18 protein-coding genes are annotated in these 20,915 nt (G+C 62.8%); 7 read left to right on the top strand and 11 right to left on the bottom strand.

Annotated elements, in window-relative coordinates:
• Positions 1-180: 180 nt before the first annotated feature.
• Positions 181-1,509, bottom strand: a complete 1,329-nt coding sequence (miaB, locus tag J3P76_RS21985; RefSeq protein ID WP_420767318.1) for a tRNA (N6-isopentenyl adenosine(37)-C2)-methylthiotransferase MiaB — start codon at positions 1,507-1,509, stop codon at positions 181-183.
• 132 nt (positions 1,510-1,641) lie between these two features.
• On the opposite strand from miaB, the gene J3P76_RS21980 reads away from it, so the two are divergent.
• Positions 1,642-1,971, top strand: coding sequence for a DUF1820 family protein (locus J3P76_RS21980; RefSeq protein WP_003185742.1), 330 nt, complete (start codon positions 1,642-1,644; stop codon positions 1,969-1,971).
• A 138-nt stretch (positions 1,972-2,109) separates the two neighbouring features.
• On the opposite strand, the gene J3P76_RS21975 is transcribed toward J3P76_RS21980, so the two are convergent.
• From J3P76_RS21975 to J3P76_RS21960, 4 genes are all read right to left on the bottom strand, one after another.
• Positions 2,110-2,664, bottom strand: a complete 555-nt coding sequence (locus J3P76_RS21975) for a tetratricopeptide repeat protein (protein ID WP_420767317.1) — start codon at positions 2,662-2,664, stop codon at positions 2,110-2,112.
• A 218-nt stretch (positions 2,665-2,882) separates the two neighbouring features.
• Entirely contained in the window at positions 2,883-4,166 is a 1,284-nt protein-coding gene (hemL, locus tag J3P76_RS21970) for a glutamate-1-semialdehyde 2,1-aminomutase (RefSeq protein ID WP_434609412.1), read from the bottom strand.
• A 26-nt stretch (positions 4,167-4,192) separates the two neighbouring features.
• Entirely contained in the window at positions 4,193-4,819 is a 627-nt protein-coding gene (thiE, locus tag J3P76_RS21965; RefSeq protein WP_434701241.1) for a thiamine phosphate synthase, read from the bottom strand.
• A 15-nt stretch (positions 4,820-4,834) separates the two neighbouring features.
• The gene (locus tag J3P76_RS21960; protein WP_434609417.1) at positions 4,835-5,632 is read right to left on the bottom strand and encodes a hydroxymethylpyrimidine/phosphomethylpyrimidine kinase; all 798 of its coding nucleotides are present in this window, start codon (positions 5,630-5,632) and stop codon (positions 4,835-4,837) included.
• A 299-nt stretch (positions 5,633-5,931) separates the two neighbouring features.
• On the opposite strand from J3P76_RS21960, the gene J3P76_RS21955 reads away from it, so the two are divergent.
• The 4 genes from J3P76_RS21955 (at position 5,932) to J3P76_RS21940 (ending at position 12,405) form a co-directional block, all read left to right on the top strand.
• A complete protein-coding gene (locus tag J3P76_RS21955; protein ID WP_434701240.1) occupies positions 5,932-8,316 on the top strand; it encodes a 7TM diverse intracellular signaling domain-containing protein in 2,385 nt (794 codons plus the stop codon).
• Positions 8,317-8,390: 74 nt separating this feature from the next.
• Positions 8,391-10,040: an acyl-CoA dehydrogenase family protein gene (locus tag J3P76_RS21950; protein WP_434701239.1), complete on the top strand. Its 1,650-nt coding sequence runs from the start codon at positions 8,391-8,393 to the stop codon at positions 10,038-10,040.
• Between the two features lie 160 nt (positions 10,041-10,200).
• Complete coding sequence (gene amn / locus J3P76_RS21945) at positions 10,201-11,700, top strand: AMP nucleosidase (RefSeq protein ID WP_305501175.1); 1,500 nt, start codon at positions 10,201-10,203, stop codon at positions 11,698-11,700.
• Positions 11,701-11,838: 138 nt separating this feature from the next.
• Positions 11,839-12,405: a pseudouridine synthase gene (locus J3P76_RS21940; protein ID WP_420767358.1), complete on the top strand. Its 567-nt coding sequence runs from the start codon at positions 11,839-11,841 to the stop codon at positions 12,403-12,405.
• On the opposite strand, the gene J3P76_RS21935 is transcribed toward J3P76_RS21940, so the two are convergent.
• Together J3P76_RS21935 and J3P76_RS21930 are read right to left on the bottom strand one after the other, a co-directional pair.
• Positions 12,400-12,609 carry a DUF2788 domain-containing protein gene (locus tag J3P76_RS21935; protein ID WP_003228500.1) on the bottom strand — a complete coding sequence of 70 codons (210 nt, stop codon included), beginning with the start codon at positions 12,607-12,609 and terminating at the stop codon, positions 12,400-12,402. The two genes, J3P76_RS21940 and J3P76_RS21935, sit on opposite strands and share 6 nt — an antisense overlap.
• Before the next feature lie 252 nt (positions 12,610-12,861).
• Positions 12,862-13,341: an Lrp/AsnC family transcriptional regulator gene (locus tag J3P76_RS21930; protein ID WP_039594083.1), complete on the bottom strand. Its 480-nt coding sequence runs from the start codon at positions 13,339-13,341 to the stop codon at positions 12,862-12,864.
• 413 nt (positions 13,342-13,754) lie between these two features.
• Between J3P76_RS21930 and J3P76_RS21925 the strand changes: the two genes are divergently transcribed.
• Positions 13,755-14,759 (top strand): DUF6515 family protein, encoded by a 1,005-nt coding sequence (locus tag J3P76_RS21925; protein WP_434701238.1) that lies wholly within the window; start codon positions 13,755-13,757, stop codon positions 14,757-14,759.
• A gap of 178 nt (positions 14,760-14,937) precedes the next feature.
• Here the strand turns inward: J3P76_RS21925 and J3P76_RS21920 are convergent, their stop codons facing one another.
• On the bottom strand, positions 14,938-15,831 hold the full coding sequence (locus J3P76_RS21920) for a cation diffusion facilitator family transporter (RefSeq protein ID WP_420767310.1): 894 nt from the start codon (positions 15,829-15,831) through the stop codon (positions 14,938-14,940).
• A gap of 27 nt (positions 15,832-15,858) precedes the next feature.
• Positions 15,859-16,278, bottom strand: coding sequence for a polyribonucleotide nucleotidyltransferase (locus tag J3P76_RS21915; protein ID WP_420767309.1), 420 nt, complete (start codon positions 16,276-16,278; stop codon positions 15,859-15,861).
• A gap of 95 nt (positions 16,279-16,373) precedes the next feature.
• Here J3P76_RS21915 and hrpB point away from each other — a divergent pair, with 95 nt between their 5' ends.
• Positions 16,374-18,890, top strand: coding sequence for an ATP-dependent helicase HrpB (gene hrpB / locus J3P76_RS21910; protein ID WP_434701237.1), 2,517 nt, complete (start codon positions 16,374-16,376; stop codon positions 18,888-18,890).
• Between the two features lie 148 nt (positions 18,891-19,038).
• Here hrpB and J3P76_RS21905 read toward each other — a convergent pair whose 3' ends face one another.
• Positions 19,039-20,118 (bottom strand): endonuclease/exonuclease/phosphatase family protein, encoded by a 1,080-nt coding sequence (locus tag J3P76_RS21905; RefSeq protein ID WP_434701236.1) that lies wholly within the window; start codon positions 20,116-20,118, stop codon positions 19,039-19,041.
• Positions 20,115-20,774, bottom strand: a complete 660-nt coding sequence (locus J3P76_RS21900) for a hypothetical protein (RefSeq protein ID WP_434562168.1) — start codon at positions 20,772-20,774, stop codon at positions 20,115-20,117. Before J3P76_RS21900 ends, J3P76_RS21905 begins: the two co-directional genes overlap by 4 nt.
• Positions 20,775-20,915 lie beyond the last annotated feature (141 nt).

Genomic DNA, 20,915 nt, shown 5'->3' with positions numbered 1-20,915 from the left:
ATCAAGGATAACGCCAGTAGGCTGGGTGCGAAAGGTCTTAAGCGGCGCAATCTGACAACAGGACCTACACATCCCATTGTGGGAGCGAGCCTGCTCGCGAAAACGGTCTTGTATCCAGCGCATGTGTTGGCCGATAGACCGCTTTCGCGAGCAGGCTCGCTCCCACAGGGATCTGTACAGTTACTGCACCAGCGAACCCCGCAGCGAGTGCGGTTGCGCGGCGTCGATGTGTACGTCGGCGAACTGGCCGATCAGGGCTGGCGTGTCGCAGCGGAAGTTGACGATACGGTTGTTTTCCGTACGGCCCTGCAATTCGCCCGGGTCTTTTTTCGAGTAGTCGGTGACCAGGATCCGCTGGATCGAACCGACCATCTGTCGGCTGATTTCAAAGCCCTGCTGGTTCAAGCGGTGCTGCAAAGCATTGAGCCGTTCCTTCTTCACTTCCTCGGGCGTCTCATCCGCCAGGTCGGCCGCCGGCGTGCCGGGGCGCTGGCTGTAGACAAAGGAATAGGAGAAGTCGAAGCCCACGTCTTCGATCAGCTTCATGGTCTGCTGGAAATCTTTCTCGGTTTCGCCAGGGAATCCGACGATAAAGTCCGAGCTGATACAGATCCCCGGCACTGCGGCGCGCAACTTGCGCAGTTTGGATTTGTACTCCAGCGCCGTGTGGTTGCGCTTCATCGCTGCGAGGATTCTGTCCGAACCCGATTGCACCGGCAGGTGCAGGTGCTTGACCAGCTCGGGAACTTCGGCGTGGGCCTGGATCAGGCTGTCGGAAAACTCCAACGGATGGGACGTGGTGTAGCGGATCCGGTCGATACCGTCCACCGCCGCCACAACGCGGATCAACTCGGCGAGGTCCGCCAGGCGACCGTCGTGGGTCAGGCCGCGATAGCCGTTGACGTTCTGCCCCAGCAAGGTCACTTCACGCACGCCGTTTTCCGCCAGGTGGATGATCTCGGCGATCACGTCGTCGAACGGCCGGCTGACCTCTTCGCCGCGGGTATAGGGGACCACGCAGAACGTGCAGTATTTGCTGCAGCCTTCCATCACCGACACATAAGCGCTGGGGCCGTCGATGCGCGGCTCGGGCAGGTGGTCGAACTTCTCGATTTCGGGGAACGAAACGTCGACTTGGGGCAGTTTGGTCACGCGCGCCGCGTCGATCATTTCCGGCAGGCGGTGCAGGGTCTGGGGGCCGAAGACCACGTCCACGTACGGCGCGCGGTCACGAATGGCCGCGCCTTCCTGGCTGGCGACGCAGCCGCCGACCGCGATGACCATTTCCGGGTTGGCCAGCTTCAGTTCACGCCAGCGGCCCAGTTGGGAATACACCCGGTCCTGGGCGCGCTCGCGGATCGAGCAGGTGTTGAGCAGGATCACGTCTGCGTCTTCGGCGCGGGCGGTGACTTCCAGGGCCTGGTGTTCACCCAGCAGATCGACCATGCGCGAGCTGTCGTACTCGTTCATCTGGCAACCGTGGGTTTCGATGTAAAGCTTCTTGGCCATGGACGGATCATCACGTGATTCAAAGAACCGCGCATTATAGGCAACAAGTCCCCCGGTTCCTACCGCTGCGCGAGCAGTGGCTATGCTATAGTTCGCGCCCTCATTTTTACCCGCCGATGTGTTTCGCCAGCCATGACCAAACGTGAAGCTCCAATCTACAAGGTGATTTTCCTCAACCAGGGCCAGGTGTTCGAGATGTACGCCAAGCAGATCTATCAGAGTGATCTGTGGGGCTTTCTGGAAGTGGAAGAGTTCGTCTTTGGCGAGCGTACACAAGTGGTCGTCGACCCAAGCGAAGAAAAGCTCAAGGCGCAATTCGAGGGCGTGGTGCGCAGCTTCGTGCCGATGCATTCGATCGTGCGCATCGATGAGGTCGAGCGCCTTGGCACTCCGAAAATCAGCGAAGCCCGCGGCGCGGTCGGCAATGTGATGCCGTTTCCGATGCCGATGCCTGAGAAGTAGGGTTCAAGACCGGGTTGCTCCCAATCGCGAGCAGGCTCGCTCCCACAGTAAATCGCCGAGCACAAATCTTGCGTCGCCAGAGAGCCAACTGTGGGAGCGAGCTTGCTCGCGATGAGGCCTTCAAGGCCAGAACATTAATCAGGGCAGTGGCGAGAACGGCGTGCGTCCGTCGGCGTTCTGCAATTCCATCAGGTATTTGCGAAAAATCTGCCCCAGCACCTGGGTGGCCACTTCCAGCTCGTCGCGGGGCATCTGCTCGGCGACTTCGTCGGCGGTGTCCAATGCCTCTTCGGCGCCGTTGACCGCCGCCATCTTCAAGACGATATACGCCTGGACATTGTTGGCCGGTACGCCTTCGCCATGGAAGAACATGCCGCCAAGCTTGAACTGCGCCTGGGCGTGGCCTTGTAGCGAGGCTTTTTCGAAATAGTTGAGGGCCAGCTTGAGGTCGCGCGGCGCGGCCTTGCCGTCGTAGTAGAACTCGCCCAATTCATATTGCGCTTGGGCATCGCCCTCGTCGGCCGCTTTTCGACAGGCGTCAAGTGCCGGTGCGAGATCTTGTGGCTGGGTGTTGAGGGTGCAACGGCCCATCGCCGGGATCAACAACGAGTTACCGCCTGCCTGTGCATGAGCGAGCAGGGGCTGAAGGAGCAACAGGCAGCCCAAGGCAAGGGTGCGGCCGGTGCGGTTCATGGGAATCGACTTACCTCTGAGGGGCGCGTGGACCCTTCGGGGGATCCAATAAGCGCGCATTATGAAATAAGCGGGGCCATCCTTACAAAGTCTTTACTCGTTTTTCTGCTGCAAAGGAACCGCAACGACGGTTTGTTGGGCAGATATGTAGGAAAAGGCACGGTGGGTTATGGGCAATAACTGACGCTGGTGTCAGCCAGCGTCAGTTATCCACAGGTTTATTTCAGTGCCGCGAAGGCTCGTTCAGCCGCGTCGAGGGTAATTTTCAGTTCCGCCTCGCCATGGGCGATGGAGGTGAAGCCGGCTTCGAAGGCGCTTGGCGCCAGGTAGACGCCGCCTTCGAGCATCAGGTGGAAGAAGCGCTTGAAGCGGTCGGCGTCGCTGGCCATCACGTCGTCGAAGGTCACGATGTCATCGGCGCCGCTGAAATACAGGCCGAACATGCCGCCGGCCTGGGTGGTCACAAACGGAATGCCGGCCGCGTCGGCGCGCACCTGCAGGCCATCGAGCAGGCGCGTGGTGAATTCGGTCAGTTCGGCGTGGAAGCCCGGGCGGCTGATCAGGCGCAGGGTGGTCAGGCCAGCAGCCATCGCCAACGGGTTGCCCGACAGCGTGCCGGCCTGATAGACCGGGCCCAGCGGCGCGATGCATTCCATGATGGCGCGTTTGCCGCCGAAGCAGCCTACGGGCATGCCGCCACCGATGATCTTGCCGAAGGTGCTCAAATCCGGCGTCACGCCATAGTGGGCCTGGGCGCCACCAAGGGCGACACGGAAGCCGGTCATCACTTCATCGAAAATCAGCACCACGCCATGCTGGTCGCACAGGCTGCGCAGACCTTCGAGAAAGCCTGGCGCCGGCGGCACGCAGTTCATGTTGCCGGCCACCGGCTCGACGATGATGCATGCCACCTCCTGACCGACTTCGCCGAGCATCTTCTCGACTTCTTCAAGGTCGTTGAACGGCAGGGTCAGGGTGTGCTTGGCAAATGCCGCTGGCACGCCCGCCGAGCTCGGAACGCCTTGGGTCAGGGCGCCGGAACCGGCCTTGACCAGCAGGCTGTCGGAGTGGCCGTGGTAGCAGCCTTCGAATTTGATGATGCTGTCGCGGCCGGTGTAGCCACGGGCCAGGCGGATCGCGCTCATGGTCGCTTCGGTGCCGGAGCTGACCATGCGCACCATTTCCATCGACGGCACGATGGAGCAGACCAGGTCCGCCATCTCGGTTTCCATCGCCGTCGGCGCGCCATAGGACAGCCCGTGCTCCAGCTGCTGGCGCACCGCATCCAGCACGTCCGGATGGCTATGGCCGAGGATCATCGGCCCCCACGAGCCGACGTAGTCAACGTAGCGCTTGTCGTCTTCATCGGTGACATACGCGCCTTCGGCGTGCTTGAAGAACAGCGGTGTGCCGCCGACGCTCTTGAACGCGCGAACAGGCGAGTTCACGCCGCCGGGGATATGTTTCTGGGCGTTGGCAAACAGGGTTTCGGAACGGGACATGGTAGGGCTCTCGAAAACGGAAATGACTATTTGATGTGCAGCAGGTCGTTGAAGGCGCGGGCGCGGCGCGTCACTTCAGCGGTGCTGTCGGCGCCGAACAGGCCGTGGACCACCGCAAGCAGGTCGACCCCATGGGCCGCCAGCGGGGCGGCGTTTTCCAGGGTGATGCCGCCGATGGCGCAAACCGGTATATGCAGTTTGATGCGGGTCTGTTCGAGCAGTTCAAGGTTTGCGCTGGGTGCCCCAGGCTTGGTGCTGGAGTTGAAGAAGCGCCCGAACGCGACGTAGCTGGCGCCTTCGTTGACGGCCTGTTCGGCCAACTCCAGGCTGGCGTGGCAGGTTGAGCCGACGATTGCCTTGTGGCCCAGCAACGCCCGCACCGGCGCCAACGGGCCATCGGTCTGGCCCAGGTGCACGCCGACGCCCAGGCGCGCGGCCAATTCGGCGTCATCATTGATGATCAGTTGGGTCTTGTAGCGCTCGCACAGGTTGCGCAGGGCCTCGGCCTCACGAAGGCGGCGGGCCTCGTCGCTGCTTTTGTCGCGGTACTGCAGCAAGGTCACGCCGCCTTCCAGCGCGGCTTGCACATAGGCTAGGAACTTGCCGGCCAGCAGTTGGCTGTCGGTCACGGCATAAAGGCCACGTAATTTCATTCCACGGCTCCTGTGCTACGAGCAGAAATCCAGCGGTAGGCGACGCGGTACGAACTGGCCTTTTCCCAATTGTTCGGCATCGCGCAGCGTGCGCCACGTGTAGTCCACGGCTGTCTTGACCGCGCTGGAGAGTTGTTCGCCCTGGGCCAGTCGGCCGGCGATGGCGCTGGCGAGGGTGCAGCCGGAGCCGTGATAACTGCCGGGCAAGCGCTGGCAGGTGAACGTTTCGCGGTGTCCGTCGCGGCTGTACAGGCGATTGTGGACTTCATGCTCGTCGCCATGGCCGCCGGTGATCAGCAGGTGCTTGACGAAGGGCAGCAGTTTTTCGGCGCATTCATCGGCGCTGCCTTCGGGCAGTTCGGCGAGGATGCGTGCTTCAGGCAGGTTGGGCGTGGCGATGGTGGCCAGGGGCAGCAGGCGCTCGCGCATGGCGTAGCCGACTTCATCCTTGCCCAGCCGTCCGCCACCGCCGGCGCGCAGCACCGGGTCGCAGACCATCGGCAACTGCGGGTGTGCCTGGAGCAGCTCGACCACGGTGTCGACCATTTCCAGCGAGCCGAGCATGCCCAGCTTGACCGCCGCGACGGGGGAGTCGTTGAGCACGGCATTGGCTTGCGCCAGCACCCACTCGCGATCCAGCACGCGGAAATCGCTGACGTTGACCGTGTCTTGCACGGTCAACGCAGTAACGGCCGGGGCGGCATGACATCCCTGGGCAAGCAGGGCTTCGATATCTGCCTGCAAGCCGGCGCCACCACTGGGGTCGTGGCCGGAGAGACAGAGGACAACGGGGCGAGAGCTGTAGATATTCATGGTGCGCGAGCTTATCACCAAACCTCTTTTATCGGTGATTGGGCTCAGAGGGTTTTGTTGGCGACCACTTTTGTGCTTTACCAATTGGCAACCTGACCAAAGCAACAGCTCTATCTCAATGGTTGGCGCTGAGACGCCCGTGCTAGAGCCTTTTGTCGGAAAAATTTCCGTGGTGCAAATTGGCCATCAACGGCTATGCTAGAGATGGATCCAACCAATAACAGGTAATGCCGGTTTTACGTCTACTCAGGGAATGGGGGGCTTCCTGACTCAACCGGACAGGCCACGCTGGGGCTTAAATGCGCTATTTGCTGATGTTGCTGCTGTGCTTGTCCCCCTTGGCAAGTGCGCTCGAATTCGATGAATCAACCCAAAGCCTGCCTTTGGGCCACGCTTTGCAAGTGTTGGAAGACCCCAGTGGCACGGCCTCCATCGATGAGATTCTGGCCCAGGCCGCGGCCGATCGTTTCAAGCCCCATGACAAAGCCACGCTGAACGCCGGTTACTCACGTTCGGCGTTCTGGTTGAAAGTGGATCTGCACTATCGTCCTGCCAATCCCGACGCCCAGCGGACCTGGTTGCTGGAGCTGGCGTATCCGCCGCTGGATCATCTGGACCTGTACCTGGCCGACGGCAGCGGAGCCTATCGCCTGGTCCGCCAGACGGGCGATGCTCTGCCTTTTGCCAGTCGCGAGGTCCGCCAGAACAATTACCTGTTCAGCCTGGACTTCCAGCCGGATCAACGCCAGGTCGTGTACTTGCGTCTGCAAAGCCAGGGTTCGATCCAGGCGCCGTTGACGCTGTGGTCGAGCACGGCGTACCTGGAGCAGCAGCCGGTGCGCCTGTATGTGTTGGGGATCATCTATGGCGTGCTGCTGGGGATGCTGGTCTACAACCTGTTCATTTACCTGAGCGTGCGCGACACCAGTTATTTGTACTACATCTTCTATATCGCCTCGTTCGGCCTGTATCAGTTGTCGGTCAATGGCGCGGCGGTGGAATATTTCTGGCCGGACAATCCCTGGTGGGCCAATGCCGCAACGCCGTTCTTCATCGGCTGCGCGGGGCTGTTCGGCAGTCAATTCGCCCGCAGCTTCCTGCAGACCTCACAACACAGTCGCTGGCTCGATCGACTGCTGCTGGCGCTGATCGCCTACAGTGCCGTGGTGGTAGGGCTGTCGCTGATGACCAGCTACGCCTTGGCCCTGCGGCTGGCGACGGCGTTGGCCCTGGTATTTACCGTGGTGATTTTCGCCGCCGGGCTGTTCGCCTGGTGGCGTGGCCTGCGGGTGGCGCGTTATTTCATCATCGCCTGGTCGGCGTTCCTGCTGGGGGGGATCGTCAACACGATGATGGTGCTCGGTTACCTGCCGAACATCTTCCTGACCATGTATGCCAGCCAGATCGGCTCTGCCATCGAGGTGGCATTGTTGTCCCTGGCCCTGGCGGACCGCATCAACGCCATGCGCGAGCAGCAGGCCCAGACGCTGTTCGACGCCGGACAGAAACTGGAAGTGCTCAACCAGCAATTGGCCCACGGCAACAAACTCAAGGATGAATTCCTCGCCACCCTCACCCATGAATTGCGCACCCCGATGAACGGTGTGATCGGCTCCCTGGAGCTGATGGAAACCGTCGAGATGGACGAGGAGCTGACCCAGTATCAACAGACCGCCGCCGGTTCGGCGCGGGACATGATGCGCATGGTCAACGGCATCCTCACTCTTACCGAGTTGCAGGCCGGCAAGCTCAAGGTCTACCCGACGCCGTTCAGCCTGCGTGGTGTGATTGATGCCCTGCAGGTGCAGTTCGGTGCCAACGCGGCGGCCAAGGGCTTGGACTTCAAGGTCGACATAAGCCCCAGCCTGGCGGATCGGTTGGTGGGCGACAGCGCTAAATTGGCCCAGTGCCTGGAATGCCTGCTGGACAACGCTATCAAGTTCACCCGCTCGGGTGGCATCGCCCTGCGGGTCAGTGGACGACCGTCGGAGCTCGATCGCCTGGTGCTGTCATTCGCGGTGATCGACACCGGCATCGGTTTCACCGATCTTGGCGAGGCGACGTTGTACCAGCGTTTCTTCCAGCTCGATGGCTCGATGACGCGCGAGTACGGGGGGCTCGGCGTAGGCTTGGCGATCTGCCGCCAACTGGTCGAATTGCTCGACGGGCGCCTGACTCATATTTCCGAGCCGGGGCGCGGCAGCCGTTTCCAGCTGGACGTGGAATTCGAAATCGCCTTGCCAGTGGAGGTCCCGACGCCTTTTTCGTTCGGTGGGCGCCGGGATTCCCGCCAGCCCCAGGACTGCACGGTACTCCTGGCGGACGACAACCCCGTCGATCAATTGGTCATGCGAGGCATGTTGCTCAAGCTGGGCTATCGGGTGCGCACCGCCGACAACGGTCGGGCGGCCCTGGACCTGCTACAGGGCGAGAGTGTTGACGCGGTGCTCCTCGATTGCCATTCGGCGCCATTGGACGGGGTGTCGCTCTGTTGCCAGATCCGAGCGCTGTCCGGTTGTGAGGATCTGCCCGTGCTGGTAGTCAGTCCGAACCTCGAACAGGAGCGATGCCCGTCTGGAGCGTTGATCGACTATCTGAGCAAACCGGTGAAGTTCGAGGTGCTCCAGGCGATTCTGCAGCGACGGGTGCTTTGTCCGAAACAGGGTGAAAGCGCCGATATTTAGGCGGATATGCCACTTTGATCGACCTGGAGGCGGTGCTTAACTGATCCTCTGCTGGCCGACCGAGGAGCCCCGTCATGAACTTGCATCAGTTCGCCGAAACCCACGACGTCACCAATCAGCCGCCGTCCTTGGACGGCGCCAACCTGTACCGCATCGATCTGCCGTTGCAACAGTGGTCCCAGCGTTTCGGTGCCGGTTGGGCGCAGGCGCGGATCGATGCCTACGGTGCGTTGGCCGGCGGGCCGTTGATGGAAGCGGGGTTCCTGGCCAACCAGAACACGCCGGTGTTTTCCAGTCATGACCGGTATGGCCATCGCATCGACCTGGTGGAGTTTCATCCCGCGTATCACGAGTTGATGCGCACCGCCGTCGAGCACGGCTTGCCCAGCCTGCCGTGGGCTCATCCGCAACCCGGCGCCCATGTCGCCCGTGCGTCGATGACCTACCTGCACAGCCAGGCCGAAGCCGGCACCGGTTGCCCGTTGACCATGACTTTCGCCAGCGTGCCGGCCCTGCGCCTGCAACCGGACCTGGCCGAGCGCTGGGTGCCGAAGGTGCTCGCCACCGAGTACGACCCGCGCAACGTCGGCATCGCCCACAAGGCCGGGGTCACGATTGGCATGGCGATGACCGAAAAACAGGGCGGCACCGACGTGCGGGCCAACACCACCAAGGCGTATCCGGTAGGCGCCAGCGGGCCTGGCCAGGCCTACGAACTGGTGGGGCACAAATGGTTCTGTTCGGCGCCGATGTGCGACGCTTTCCTCACCCTGGCCCAGACCGACAAGGGCCTCACCTGTTTCCTGCTGCCGCGCCATCGCCCGGATGACACACGTAACCAGTTCTATATCCAGCGACTGAAAAACAAGCTGGGCAATTGTTCCAATGCGTCCAGCGAAGTGGAGTTTCGCGGTGCGCTGGCCTGGATGGTCGGGGAGGAGGGCCGAGGCGTGCCGACAATCATCGAGATGGTTGCCATGACTCGCTTCGATTGCATGGTCGGCTCCAGCGCGCTGATGCGCCAGGCGCTGACCCAGGCCAGTCATCACTGCGCGCACCGCAAGGTCGGTGGCAGAGTATTGAGCGAACAGCCATTGATGCAAAACGTGCTGGCCGACCTGGCGCTGGAAAGCGAAGCCGCGCTGGCCCTGAGCCTGCGCATGGGGCGGGCGCTGGACCACTTGAACGACGACCACGAGGCCAAGTTCGCCCGACTGGTGACGGCGGTGGGCAAATACTGGATCTGCAAGCGCGCCCCCGCGATGATCAACGAAGCCGCCGAGTGCATGGGCGGCGCCGGCTACGTCGAAGACAGCATCCTGCCTCGCCTGTATCGTGAGGCGCCGGTCAATTCGACTTGGGAAGGCTCCGGCAATGTGCAATGCCTCGATGTGTTGCGGGCCCTGTCCAAGGAACCGGGCGTACTGGAAGTGCTGTTCAACGAACTGGGCGATGGCCATGGCGATAAACGCCTGGCCCGCCACATCGACCAATTGCACGCGGCATTCAAAGACACCGACGACATCCAATACCGCGCCCGGCAATTGACCGAAGACATCGCTGTTGGGCTGCAGGCGCGATTGCTGCTCGAAGCGGGCAACAGCGACGTCAGCGATGGGTTCATTGCCAGTCGCCTTGGGGCCGGCGCCAGGGTCTACGGCGCATTGCCCCGAGGCTTGAATGTGGAGGCCATCGTCGCTCGCTCGACCCCACGGGGTTTCTAAAAAGGGCTCAGTTCGGCACATGACCCTGTGGGAGCGAGCCTGCTCGCGATAGCGTCGGCACAACCAACCTTCCCAGTGCCTGACACACCGCTATCGCGAGCAGGCTCGCTCTCGCAATACCCATACGCCACTGTTCCCGTCGGACCACGATGCAGGCAAGATGAAGGCCTGCAAGTCAGAACACAGGAAGCTGATCGTGACCGAAGCGTTTATTGTCGTTCAAACCGCCGAGCAAGCCGTGGATCGGCTGGCGGCCCTGCACGAGCGTGCGACCACTGCGCTGAACCAGGCGCTCAAGCGGTATCTCAAGGACCGCATCGAGCCGGATGCCGAGCAACGGGCCTTGTTTCGCTATCCGGCCCTGCGCCTGACCTACCATTGCCACGGCGAGGTCCCGCAAACCACCCGCGCCTACGCCAAGGTCCAGTTGCCAGGCACCTACAGCGTCACCGTCACCCACCCGGCCGCGTTCCGTAAGTACCTGCTGGAACAACTCGTTCCGTTGATGCACGACTTCACTGTCACCGTCGAAGTGGGCGTCAGCGAGCAGAACATTCCGTACCCGTACGTGGTGGAGCAGGGCGATGAGCTGGCCGGCTCCGGTGTGACCGCCGCCGTGCTGGCGCGGGTTTTCCCCAGCACCGACCTGTCGGCCGCCACCGATGGCATCGCCGACGGCCTCTACGATTGGGAAAACACCGACCCGCTGCCCCTGGCGCTGTTCGACGCCGCGCGGGTGGATTTTTCCCTGCGTCGGCTGGTGCATTACACCGGCAGTGACTGGCGCCATGTGCAGCCGTGGATCCTGCTGACCAACTACCACCGTTATGTCGACCAATTCATCGTCCATGGCCTGGAGCAATTGCGCAGCGACCCGCGCTTCGTGCGCATGGTGCTGCCGGGCAACGTGATCATCGACAAGAACATGGACCACGGCGAAGCCTCGGCCATCGCCGCGGGTGTGGTCTGGCACCGCTACCAGATGCCGGCCTATCACTTGCAGGCCAGCGATGGCCATGGCGTAACCCTGGTGAACATCGGCGTCGGGCCGTCCAACGCCAAGAACATCACCGACCACCTGGCCGTGCTGCGTCCGCATTGCTGGCTGATGATCGGCCACTGCGGCGGCCTGCGACAATCCCAGACTATCGGCGACTACGTGCTGGCCCACGCCTATATGCGCCGCGATGGCATCCTCGACCGCGTCGTGCCGCCGAACATCCCGATCCCGGCCCTGGCCGAAGTGCAACTGGCGCTTCAGCAGGCGGCGGCGAACATCACCGGCGAGAAAGGCGACGAGCTGAAAAAGCGCCTGCGCACCGGCACCGTGCTGACTTACGACGATCGCAACTGGGAGCTGCGCTGGGCCCAGGAGAGACCGTTGATCAACCTCTCCCGCGCCGTCGCGGTGGACATGGAAAGCGGCACCATCGCTGCCCAGGGTTATCGCCTGCGGGTGCCTTATGGCACGTTGCTTTGCGTTTCGGACAAACCGCTGCACAGCGAGATCAAGCTGCCGGGCTCGGCCAACGCGTTTTATGAGCGGGCGGTCAACCAGCATTTGAAGATCGGCATCGCGGCGCTGGACCTGCTGCGCAACGAACTCAACTCGTTGCACTCGCGCAAACTGCGCAGTTTCGATGAGCCGCCGTTCCGCTGATCAGGTGGTGGTCATTTAACGGTCGGGCCACTAGCATGGTCGGCCCAGACCGTTAGATGTTTCACTGCCATGCCCCGACCGCCCCGTCCCGTTTCCCGCCGCCCTGGCGCAAAGCCCTCAGCCTCCGCCCCGCGCCGCGTGGCCAAGGCGCCGCCGTCCGAGCCGAAGCTGATCCTGTTCAACAAACCCTTTGACGTGCTGACGCAGTTCAGCGACGGCGAAGGGCGCGCCACGCTCAAGGATTTTATCGACGTGCCCGGCATCTACCCGGCCGGTCGGCTGGACCGTGACAGCGAAGGGCTGTTGTTACTCACCAACGACGGGCAATTGCAGGCGCGAATCGCCGACCCCAAGCACAAACTGGCCAAGACGTATTGGGTACAAGTCGAGGGGGAGCCGAGCGACGAACAGCTGCAGCGCTTGCGCGATGGCGTGGAATTGAACGACGGCATGACGCTGCCGGCCGAGGCCCGCCTACTGGACGAACCGCAGTTGTGGCCGCGCAACCCGCCGGTGCGTTTTCGTAAAAGCGTGCCGACGAGCTGGTTGGAACTGGTGATCCGCGAAGGGCGCAACCGCCAGGTACGCCGCATGACTGCCGCCGTGGGATTGCCGACTCTGCGGCTGGTGCGGGTCAGGATCGGCGATTGGACGATCGAAGGGCTCGACCAGGGCCAGTGGAAGGAAGTACCGGCGCGCTTATAACGCGCCGGATTCGATCAGGCCGATCACCACGCTCTTGATGATGAACGCCGCGACGCCCAGGCCCAGCACAAAAAACAGGATGAACGAACCAAAGCGCCCGGCCTTGGACTTCTTCGCCAGGTCCCAGACGATGAAACCCATGAAAATGATCAGGATGCTGACCAGGCCGGTCATCATCCACTCTTCGAAAACAGCAGGATCCATCGGGGCACTCCGGCATTGGCGGGGTTGTAAAGGCGCGGCGAGTATACGGCATGGGGGCGGGGCGCAGGATTGGGCTGCGGCGGTGTGTCGCAGCTATTCATCGCAAGCTGGAGCTTTTTGTGGCGAGGATGCATGCTCCCGCTGGGTTGCGCAGCGACCCCAAAAAGATTTGACCGGTTCCTGATTGCCAGTGGGCCGGTTTGCGACTGCTGCGCAGTCGAGCGCGAGCAAGCTCGCTCGCCACAAAAGCGGTCAGCTGCGCAGATGTGTCAACGGCAGTTCGGTGCTGTTGAGCACCTGGTTCAACACGAAACTCGACCGCACGCTGGTGACCCCTTCGATTCGGGTCAGATGCCCCAACAGCAATTTCTGATAGTGGTCCATGTCCGGCACCACCACCTTGAGCTGGTAGTCTGCATCGATGCCGGTGACCAGGCTGCATTCCTGTACTTGCGGCAGGTTGCGGATCGCGGCTTCGAAGGTCTCGAAGCGATCGGGGGTGTGGCGATCCATGCCGATCAGCACGTAGGCGGTGAGGCTCAGGCCCAGCATCTTGCGATCGAGCAGGGCAACCTGGCGGGTGATATAGCCGTCGTCTTCCAACTGCTTGACCCGCCGCGAGCACGGTGAGGGCGAGAGGCCGATGCGTTCGGCCAGTTCCTGGTTGGAGATACGTGCGTCGCGCTGCAATTCCGCCAGAATACTCAGGTCGTAACGGTCAAGTTTGCTCATCGAGCGGGCCTTTATTCGGTTAATTGCGTAGGATTATCCATCCTGAGGTAAAAATTGCGCAAGTGGAGTTTATTCGAGCAATCTTCGCAATCGCCTGCCGATACCTCGGGCCTATGCTTATCACCAAGATCACTGCTCGGACAAACAGTCCAGTGCAGCCCGCCCAATCCGGCCGGCTGCGGTCGCAGTACCCACCGGTACTGGCAGACCCCCGAGCTGCACACTGTCCAGAAGACGGCGTGAGGTGAGCCGACGTCAAAAGCGTCGAGCACGGACTAGATTCTCAAGGGGAGGCCGACGGGCCTCCCTTTTTTATGCCTGCGAAATAAACCCCGCGGCTGATAACCTATCGCCGAACCGGCCTGGGCTTTTCCAGTCTTACGTCCAGGCCCCGAACCGTTGTGAGGAATTTCATGAAGTCGCGCATCTGGCGTTTGGCAGGTGTTGGTCTGTTGTGGGCAAGTGTCAGTGCGCAGGGGGTGGCCGACGATCAGCAAAACCGTGGCGGCCCGGACGGTGACCGCGGGCAGAACGGACGAGGCGGCAACGGCCAGGGTTATTCAGGGCAACCCAGGCAGCAAAGCAACGAGATCATCCGGGGCGATAACAGCCGACAGTTCGAGGTCAGGCCGCAAAACCCGGGTGGACAGCAATATGAGCGTCCACCGCAGGACCCCAACAGTCACGGCCGCCCACCGCAACAGCCGGGCAACAACCTGCCGATCCAGGGCCGGCCCGACAGCGTGAACCAGACCCGTGAACCGCAACCGGGCTACTACCGCGACATCCCGCGCCGCAACGATGGCTACCCCAATGGCGGGCCTCGTCCCGGTCATGAGGGGCGTCCCGAGCAGCACTGGCCCGGCCGGCCTGACGGCCATGGCAACGGCTGGGGGCCGGGGCCGCAATATCGCCCGGGTTATGTGATCGATCGCTTCCCGGATCGCAATTATCGTGTGCCTTATCGCGGCCACGATTATTTCTACTCCGGTGGCTACTGGTATCGCCCTCAAGGGCCGCGTTATGTCGTGGTCCAGCCGCCACGGGGCATTCGCACCCGTTATCTGCCCGATTATGCCCGCGAGGTCTGGATCGGCAGTTCGCTGTTCTTCCTCGCCGCCGGCGCCTATTACATCTACGAAGCCAATACCCAGGACTACGTCGTGGTCGACGCGCCGGTCGCCAACCCGCAGCCGCAACCGCAGGGCAACAGTTTTGATGTGATGGCTTATCCGGCCAACGGCCAGTCCCGGGAACAGGTCAACCAGGACGGCTACGATTGCTATCGCTGGGCGGTGCAGCAGAGTGGGTTCGACCCGCGCAACTACACCTACCCGCCAGCGCCGGAGGTGGTGCAGACCTATCGCCAGGCGCAGGGCAATTGCCTGAGCAGCCGTGGGTATCAGGTGACGTACTGAGGCGTGGCAAAGATCGTGCGGACGCTGCTTTTTGTGGCGAGGGGATTTATCCCCGCTGGGGTGCGAAGCGGCCCTGAACCACCGCCTCGGTGTGCCAGGCAGATTGAGTTGGCTGCTTTGGGACTGCTTCGCAGTCCAACGGGGATAAATCCCCTCGCCACAAGTTTGTGTGCACGAGCTAGGCGCTGGCGCGCTTCACCACTTCCGACGGATCGGCATGCACCAGCACTTCGGCCTTCGGATAAGCACGCTGGATCGCATCGGCTGCCTGGTCGCTGATGCCGTGGGCCACTGACAGGGTCAGTTCCCCCGGCAGTTCCAGGTGCAGTTGCACGAACCAATGGTTGCCGGAGACCCGCGTGCGCAGGTCATGGGCGCCGATCACGCCGGGCACCGCGCAGGCCAGCTCGAGCATGCGTTGGCTGACGTCGGGCGGCAACTCCTCATCCATCAGCACCGCGAAGCTTTCCCGGGCGATCTGGATCGCGCTCCACAGGATGTATACCGCGATCCCCAGGCCGAACCATGCGTCGAGCTGATACCAACCGAACCCGGCCAGGACCAGCGCCACCAGGATGCTGCCATTGAGCAACAAATCCGAACGGTAATGCAGCGAGTCGGCGCGCACGGCATTGGAGCCGGTGGCGCGGATGACCCGATGCTGCAGCGCCAGCAGGGCCAAGGTCAGCAACAGGGAAAACACGATCACGCCGACGCTGAGCCAGGGCGCGTCCACGGGCACCGGGTCCTTCAGCCGCTCGAAAGCCTGCAACGCGATCAATACCGCGCTGCCGCCGATAAACAGCGCCTGGGCCATGCCGGCCAAGGATTCGGCCTTGCCATGCCCGTAGCGGTGATCTTCATCGGCGGGGCGCAGCGCGTAATGCACCGCCAGCAGATTGAGCAGCGAGGTGACGCCGTCCAACGCCGAGTCGGTCAGGCCGGCGAGCATGCTGACCGAGCCGCTGAGCCACCAGCCCAGCGCCTTGGCGACGATCAGCACGAGTGCCACGGCCACCGATGCCCGGGTGGCCATGCGCAGCAGGCGAGCGTGTTCGGTGCGGGTGGTCATGGCGCGGTCTTCCTTGGGCTGCGCCTCTTATGCGGCGGGTTTGAGGCCGAACGCGGCCAGTTGCTGGACGTTGCCCTTGTGCTGGATAAGACGTGGGTCATCCAGCGGGAAACTGCGGCCTAGCTCGCTTTCCAGGATCGCTTGCAGCTTGTGGTTATTGACCGTGCCGTCGGGGTTGATGGCCGGCTTGAGTTTTTCTGGCTCGATCTGGACGCTGCGGCCCGGCTCGAAATAGATCGCGCCGGTGGCGAAGTCCACGGCGAAAGCGATCAGGCCGGGGATGATGTAGAACAGCAGGCCAACGGCATCGAGCGCGGCGATGGCCGGGTCGATCTTGCCTTCGATCTGGCCGCGACGGTCCGGGTAGAAGATCGAGCCGCACGCGCTGATCTGGGTCAGCAGGGTGGCGACCAGGACGCCGCCGATCACGCGAAAGGGAATACGCATAGCAATCTCCTGAGCAGGTATGGGCGTTGCTGGTTGGAGTCCAGACCACGCCAAACAGTTCGCCGTTATACTCGGCCCTCTGTTTTGGAGCCAGCATGATTTCTTTGCCGATTGATGAAGTTTTACCCGCGCTGCGCCAAGCGCTGGCCTCGCGCCACGAAGCGGTGCTCGAAGCGCCCCCCGGCGCCGGTAAAACCACCCGTGTTCCCTTGGCCCTGCTGAACGAGCCTTGGCTGGCCGGGCAAACCATCCTCATGCTCGAACCCCGGCGCCTGGCGGCACGGGCGGCGGCCGAGCGCCTGGCCAGTGAGCTAGGGGAAAAGGTCGGTGAAACCGTGGGCTACCGGATTCGCCTCGACAGCAAGGTGGGCCCCAACACGCGCATTGAAGTGGTCACCGAAGGCATTCTCACCCGCCGCCTGCAGGACGATCCGGCGCTGGAAGGCGTGGGGCTGCTGATCTTCGATGAATTCCACGAGCGCAGTCTCGACGCCGACCTCGCCCTTGCCTTGAGCCTCAATGGCCGGGAGCTGTTTCGCGAAGACCAGCCACTGAAGATTCTGCTGATGTCCGCGACCCTGGAAGGCGAGCGCCTGGCGGGATTGCTGGACGACGCGCCGATCCTGCGCAGCGAAGGACGGATGTTCCCGGTGACGGTGCGTTGGGGCCGGCCGTTCCAACCTGGGGAATTCATCGAGCCGCGACTGGTGCAGACCGTGCTCGAAGCGCTGCACGACGAAACCGGCAGCGTGCTGGTGTTCTTGCCCGGGCAAGCCGAAATCCGCCGGGTTCATCAACAATTGGCCGACGCCCTTGGCGACGGCGGCAACGTGTTGCTGTGCCCGTTGCACGGTGAACTGGACCTGACGGCCCAGCGCGCCGCCATCGATCCGGCACCGCCCGGGCTGCGCAAAGTCGTGCTGGCGACCAACATCGCCGAGACCAGCCTGACCATCAATGGCGTGCGGGTGGTGGTGGATGCCGGGCTCGCCCGCATCCCGCGTTTCGATCCGGGCAGCGGTATGACCCGCCTGGACACCCAGCGCATCTCCCGCGCCAGCGCGACCCAGCGGGCCGGCCGTGCCGGACGCCTGGAACCGGGGGTGTGCTATCGGCTGTGGTCCGAAGACCAGCACGAACAGTTGGCCGCTTATGGCAGCGCCGAAATTCTTTCGGCGGACCTGGCCGGGCTGGCCCTGCAATTGGGGCGCTGGGGCATGACGCCGCAGCAATTGGTGTGGCTCGACGTCCCGCCGACCGCCGCGTATGCCCAGGGCCAAGACCTGTTGCAACGTCTCGGCGCACTCGATGGCGGCCAACTGACCCGCCACGGCCAGGCCATGGCCGAACTCCCGGCTCATCCGCGAATCGCCCACTTGCTGTTGCGCGGCCAGGGGCTGGGGCTGGCGGACATGGCCTGCAACGTCGCCGCGTTGTTGGGCGAGCGCGACATTCTTCGCGGCGCCGGCGCGGACCTGCATAGTCGCCTGGCCTTGCTCTCCGGCGAGGAACGGGCGGCACGCGGCGCCCAGGGTGGCGTGCAGCGGGCGCGGCAATTGGCCCGGCAATATCGCGGTTACTTGCGGGGCAAGGCTGGGGAAGCCGTGGCCGATCCCGATCATCCACGTTGGCTCGGCGCGCTGCTGGCGCTGGCTTACCCGGATCGCGTCGCCCAACAGCGCCGGCCCGGCGGCGCGGAGTATCGCCTGGCCAACGGTCGTGCGGCGCTGTTTGCCGAGGCCGACAGCCTGATGAAGCAACCCTGGCTGGTCATTGCCGATTTGGGCAGCCGCCAAGGCCAGCGCGAAGAGCGGATTTATCTGGCGACGGATTTCGACCCGACGCTGTTCGACTCGGTGCTGGCCGAGCAGGTGCATACGGTCGACCAGCTGGACTGGGATGAGCGCGAAGGCGTACTGCGCGCCGAGCGCCAGCGCAAGGTCGGCGAGCTGGTGCTCAGTCGCGAGCCGTTGACCGGGCTGGATGAAGCCGCCCGAAGCCAGGCGCTGGTCAACCTGGTGCGGCGCAAGGGCCTGGAGCTGCTGCCGTGGACGCCGGAGTTGCGGCAATGGCAGGCGCGGGTGGCGCTGTTGCGTCGCCTTGATGTGGAGAGCAAGGGCCAGAGCGAATGGCCGGACGTCAGCGATGCCGCACTGCTGAGCAGTCTCGAACATTGGTTGATGCCGTACCTGGGACGGGTGTCGCGACTCAGTCATTTCGCCAGCCTGGATCTGTCGAGCATCGTCCATAACCTGTTGCCCTGGCCTTTGCCGCAACGCTTGGACGAACAGGCGCCGCACCATTTGAGCGTGCCCTCGGGCTCGTCGATCCGCCTGGACTACAGCGAACACCCGCCGATCCTCGCGGTGCGCTTGCAGGAACTCTTCGGCCTGTCCGACACCCCGCGCATTGCTGGGGGGCGGCAGGTGGTCAAGTTGCACCTGCTGTCGCCGGCTCGTCGGCCCGTGCAGGTGACCCAGGACCTGGCGAACTTCTGGCGCAGTACCTACGCCGAGGTGAAGAAGGACCTCAAGGGGCGCTATCCCAAGCATTACTGGCCGGACGACCCGTTGGTGGCGCAGGCAACGGCGCGGGTCAAGCCGCGCAAGTGAACTGATGCCATGCCTGAGGTTTGAAACACTACCCCTGTGGGAGCGAGCCTGCTCGCGAAGAGGTCGGCACATTCAACATGTTCGTCGACTCTGATGCCGTCTTCGCGAGCAGGCTCGCTCCCACAGAGGGCTCCCGCAAGGTGTTTGATCAGGGCATCGCCGGCAACAAAAACCGCGCAATCACCGGCAAATGATCGGAAATGCGCAACGTGTCGTCCTGTCGGACCTGGGCTTCGACCCGTTTGAGGCGTGGGCTGTAGAACAGGTAATCGACGGTGCGGTCGGGGCCGTTGAGGCCGGGGTCGTTGGGGTAGTGGGTCAGCCAGTGCGTGCGGTCGAGACCGCTGGCCTCGTTGTTGGTGGGGATCATCGGGTATTTGTCCCACAGCAAATGTAGCTCGCTGTCCGCGGAGTAGGGCGAGCGCTGTTCGATCGACAGGCGCCGGTATTGGCCCAGGGGCAACAGGTTGAAATCGCCCCCGATCAGCCAGGGCGTGCCAGCGGACTCGAGCTTGTCGAGGGACTTGGAAATGGCTTCGACCTGCCTGCGCGCCGTGTCGTGCAGCTGCGTGGCTCGCTCCAGGTGCGTATTGAGCACCGCCAGTTGACCGCCGCCGTTAAGGGCCAGGTAACTCACGAGCAAGGCGTTTTTCGGCTGGAACTGACGGCTGATGAAGTTCCCATCGGCCACCGGCAATTGCACCCGCTCGGCATGGTCGATGCGGTAGCGGCTCAGCGTCGCCAGCTGTCGGCCGACGCTGCCGAAGATGCGCGGATCGGGAATGAAGTCGGCTTTCCAATCGAAGGCGCTGGTGCCGCACGGGTAGAGGTCGGCCAGGCGTTCCTGCAACAGCTTGAGCTGGTCCTGGTACTCGCTGGCCTTGGCGCCGTTGTCCAGTTCCTGGAGCAAGACCACGTCTGGTTGCTCGTCGCGAATGACCCGAGCCACTTCGTCCAGACTGAAGGCCATGTCTTCAGGAGTCGGGCTTTCATCGTTGCCCTGGGCCAGGTCGTGCCAGAACACATAGCGCTTGCCGGCCAGGAACTGGACGTTCCAGGTCATGACTTTCAAGGCCTGGCCGGGTATCAGCGGCGCGGCGTTGGCGGCGCAGCTGACGGGCAGCGTTTCCCGGGCCTGTGGACGCCAGGTCAGGCCATAAACCGAAAAGGCGCCGATCCCGACAATCAACAGCAGGCCCAGCAGGGCGTATCGCAGCAGGCGGGTCATGGCTCAGGTTTTTCTACAATCAACATGAACATTCGGAACAGCACCACCGTAGTGAACAATTGCAGGAAGCTGTGGATGCTGTCGATCAGCAAACTGACCAAGGGGTTTTGCGGCGGCGGATACACCGAGACGCTGGCGCCCTTGAGCAGCCACAGCGGGATCATCACCGCCAGGATACACAGCAGGATCCGCCAGAAATGACCGCGGCTCATGCGCAGGCTTTCCTTCATCGCGGCCAGTGGTGCCAAGCCTTTGAGTACCACCAGATACTCACCAAAGGCGAGGACAACCATCAGCCAAAGCCCTGGCAGGAAATACAACGAGATGCCAATCAGGATCAACAGCGTATTGAGGGCGGTCAGCAAGGCAAAGCGTGGCCATTGTAGGAGCGAGGCCGCGAGCAGGTCGCGAGGGCGGGGGGCTTCGCCACGACTGCGGGCGTCAAGAAACAGAATCAACGCCGCGGTGTACAGCGGGTATACCAACAGCCCGACGATCACGCTGTAACCGGAAAAGCCCTCGGCCCCGACGGCGCTGTCCACCCCTTGTTGCAGCACGGCTTCAAGTATCACCAGCGGCAGGCACAACTGGGCGATCCGGCCCAGATGGCGCTTGAAAAAATACAAGGAGTCACGCAGTACTTCTAACGGATTCATGGGTCGGTATCGCAGTTCAGAAAAGCGGTCCGACACTTTACCCATCAGCTGCCCGCATAAACAAACGTAAACATCAGGTAAAGACCATTGAAAGCGTCTTGGCGGGCCCCATTACAAACGGGCGCCGGTCTTTTGCGGACC

Origin of the sequence: Pseudomonas sp. D1-36 (assembly GCF_051132205.1) — a bacterium.
Lineage (GTDB): Bacteria > Pseudomonadota > Gammaproteobacteria > Pseudomonadales > Pseudomonadaceae > Aquipseudomonas.
Note: the sequence above shows the minus strand (reverse complement) of the source record. Positions and strands in the feature narration are given on the sequence as shown.

Coding starts and splice junctions, on each gene's coding strand:
- miaB (WP_420767318.1), bottom strand. CDS start 1,509: ATGGCCAAGAAGCTTTACATCGAAACCCACGGTTGCCAGATGAACGAG.
- J3P76_RS21980 (WP_003185742.1), top strand. CDS start 1,642: ATGACCAAACGTGAAGCTCCAATCTACAAGGTGATTTTCCTCAACCAG.
- J3P76_RS21975 (WP_420767317.1), bottom strand. CDS start 2,664: ATGAACCGCACCGGCCGCACCCTTGCCTTGGGCTGCCTGTTGCTCCTT.
- hemL (WP_434609412.1), bottom strand. CDS start 4,166: ATGTCCCGTTCCGAAACCCTGTTTGCCAACGCCCAGAAACATATCCCC.
- thiE (WP_434701241.1), bottom strand. CDS start 4,819: ATGAAATTACGTGGCCTTTATGCCGTGACCGACAGCCAACTGCTGGCC.
- J3P76_RS21960 (WP_434609417.1), bottom strand. CDS start 5,632: ATGAATATCTACAGCTCTCGCCCCGTTGTCCTCTGTCTCTCCGGCCAC.
- J3P76_RS21955 (WP_434701240.1), top strand. CDS start 5,932: ATGCGCTATTTGCTGATGTTGCTGCTGTGCTTGTCCCCCTTGGCAAGT.
- J3P76_RS21950 (WP_434701239.1), top strand. CDS start 8,391: ATGAACTTGCATCAGTTCGCCGAAACCCACGACGTCACCAATCAGCCG.
- amn (WP_305501175.1), top strand. CDS start 10,201: ATGAAGGCCTGCAAGTCAGAACACAGGAAGCTGATCGTGACCGAAGCG.
- J3P76_RS21935 (WP_003228500.1), bottom strand. CDS start 12,609: ATGGATCCTGCTGTTTTCGAAGAGTGGATGATGACCGGCCTGGTCAGC.
- J3P76_RS21930 (WP_039594083.1), bottom strand. CDS start 13,341: ATGAGCAAACTTGACCGTTACGACCTGAGTATTCTGGCGGAATTGCAG.
- J3P76_RS21925 (WP_434701238.1), top strand. CDS start 13,755: ATGAAGTCGCGCATCTGGCGTTTGGCAGGTGTTGGTCTGTTGTGGGCA.
- J3P76_RS21920 (WP_420767310.1), bottom strand. CDS start 15,831: ATGACCACCCGCACCGAACACGCTCGCCTGCTGCGCATGGCCACCCGG.
- J3P76_RS21915 (WP_420767309.1), bottom strand. CDS start 16,278: ATGCGTATTCCCTTTCGCGTGATCGGCGGCGTCCTGGTCGCCACCCTG.
- hrpB (WP_434701237.1), top strand. CDS start 16,374: ATGATTTCTTTGCCGATTGATGAAGTTTTACCCGCGCTGCGCCAAGCG.
- J3P76_RS21905 (WP_434701236.1), bottom strand. CDS start 20,118: ATGACCCGCCTGCTGCGATACGCCCTGCTGGGCCTGCTGTTGATTGTC.
- J3P76_RS21900 (WP_434562168.1), bottom strand. CDS start 20,774: ATGAATCCGTTAGAAGTACTGCGTGACTCCTTGTATTTTTTCAAGCGC.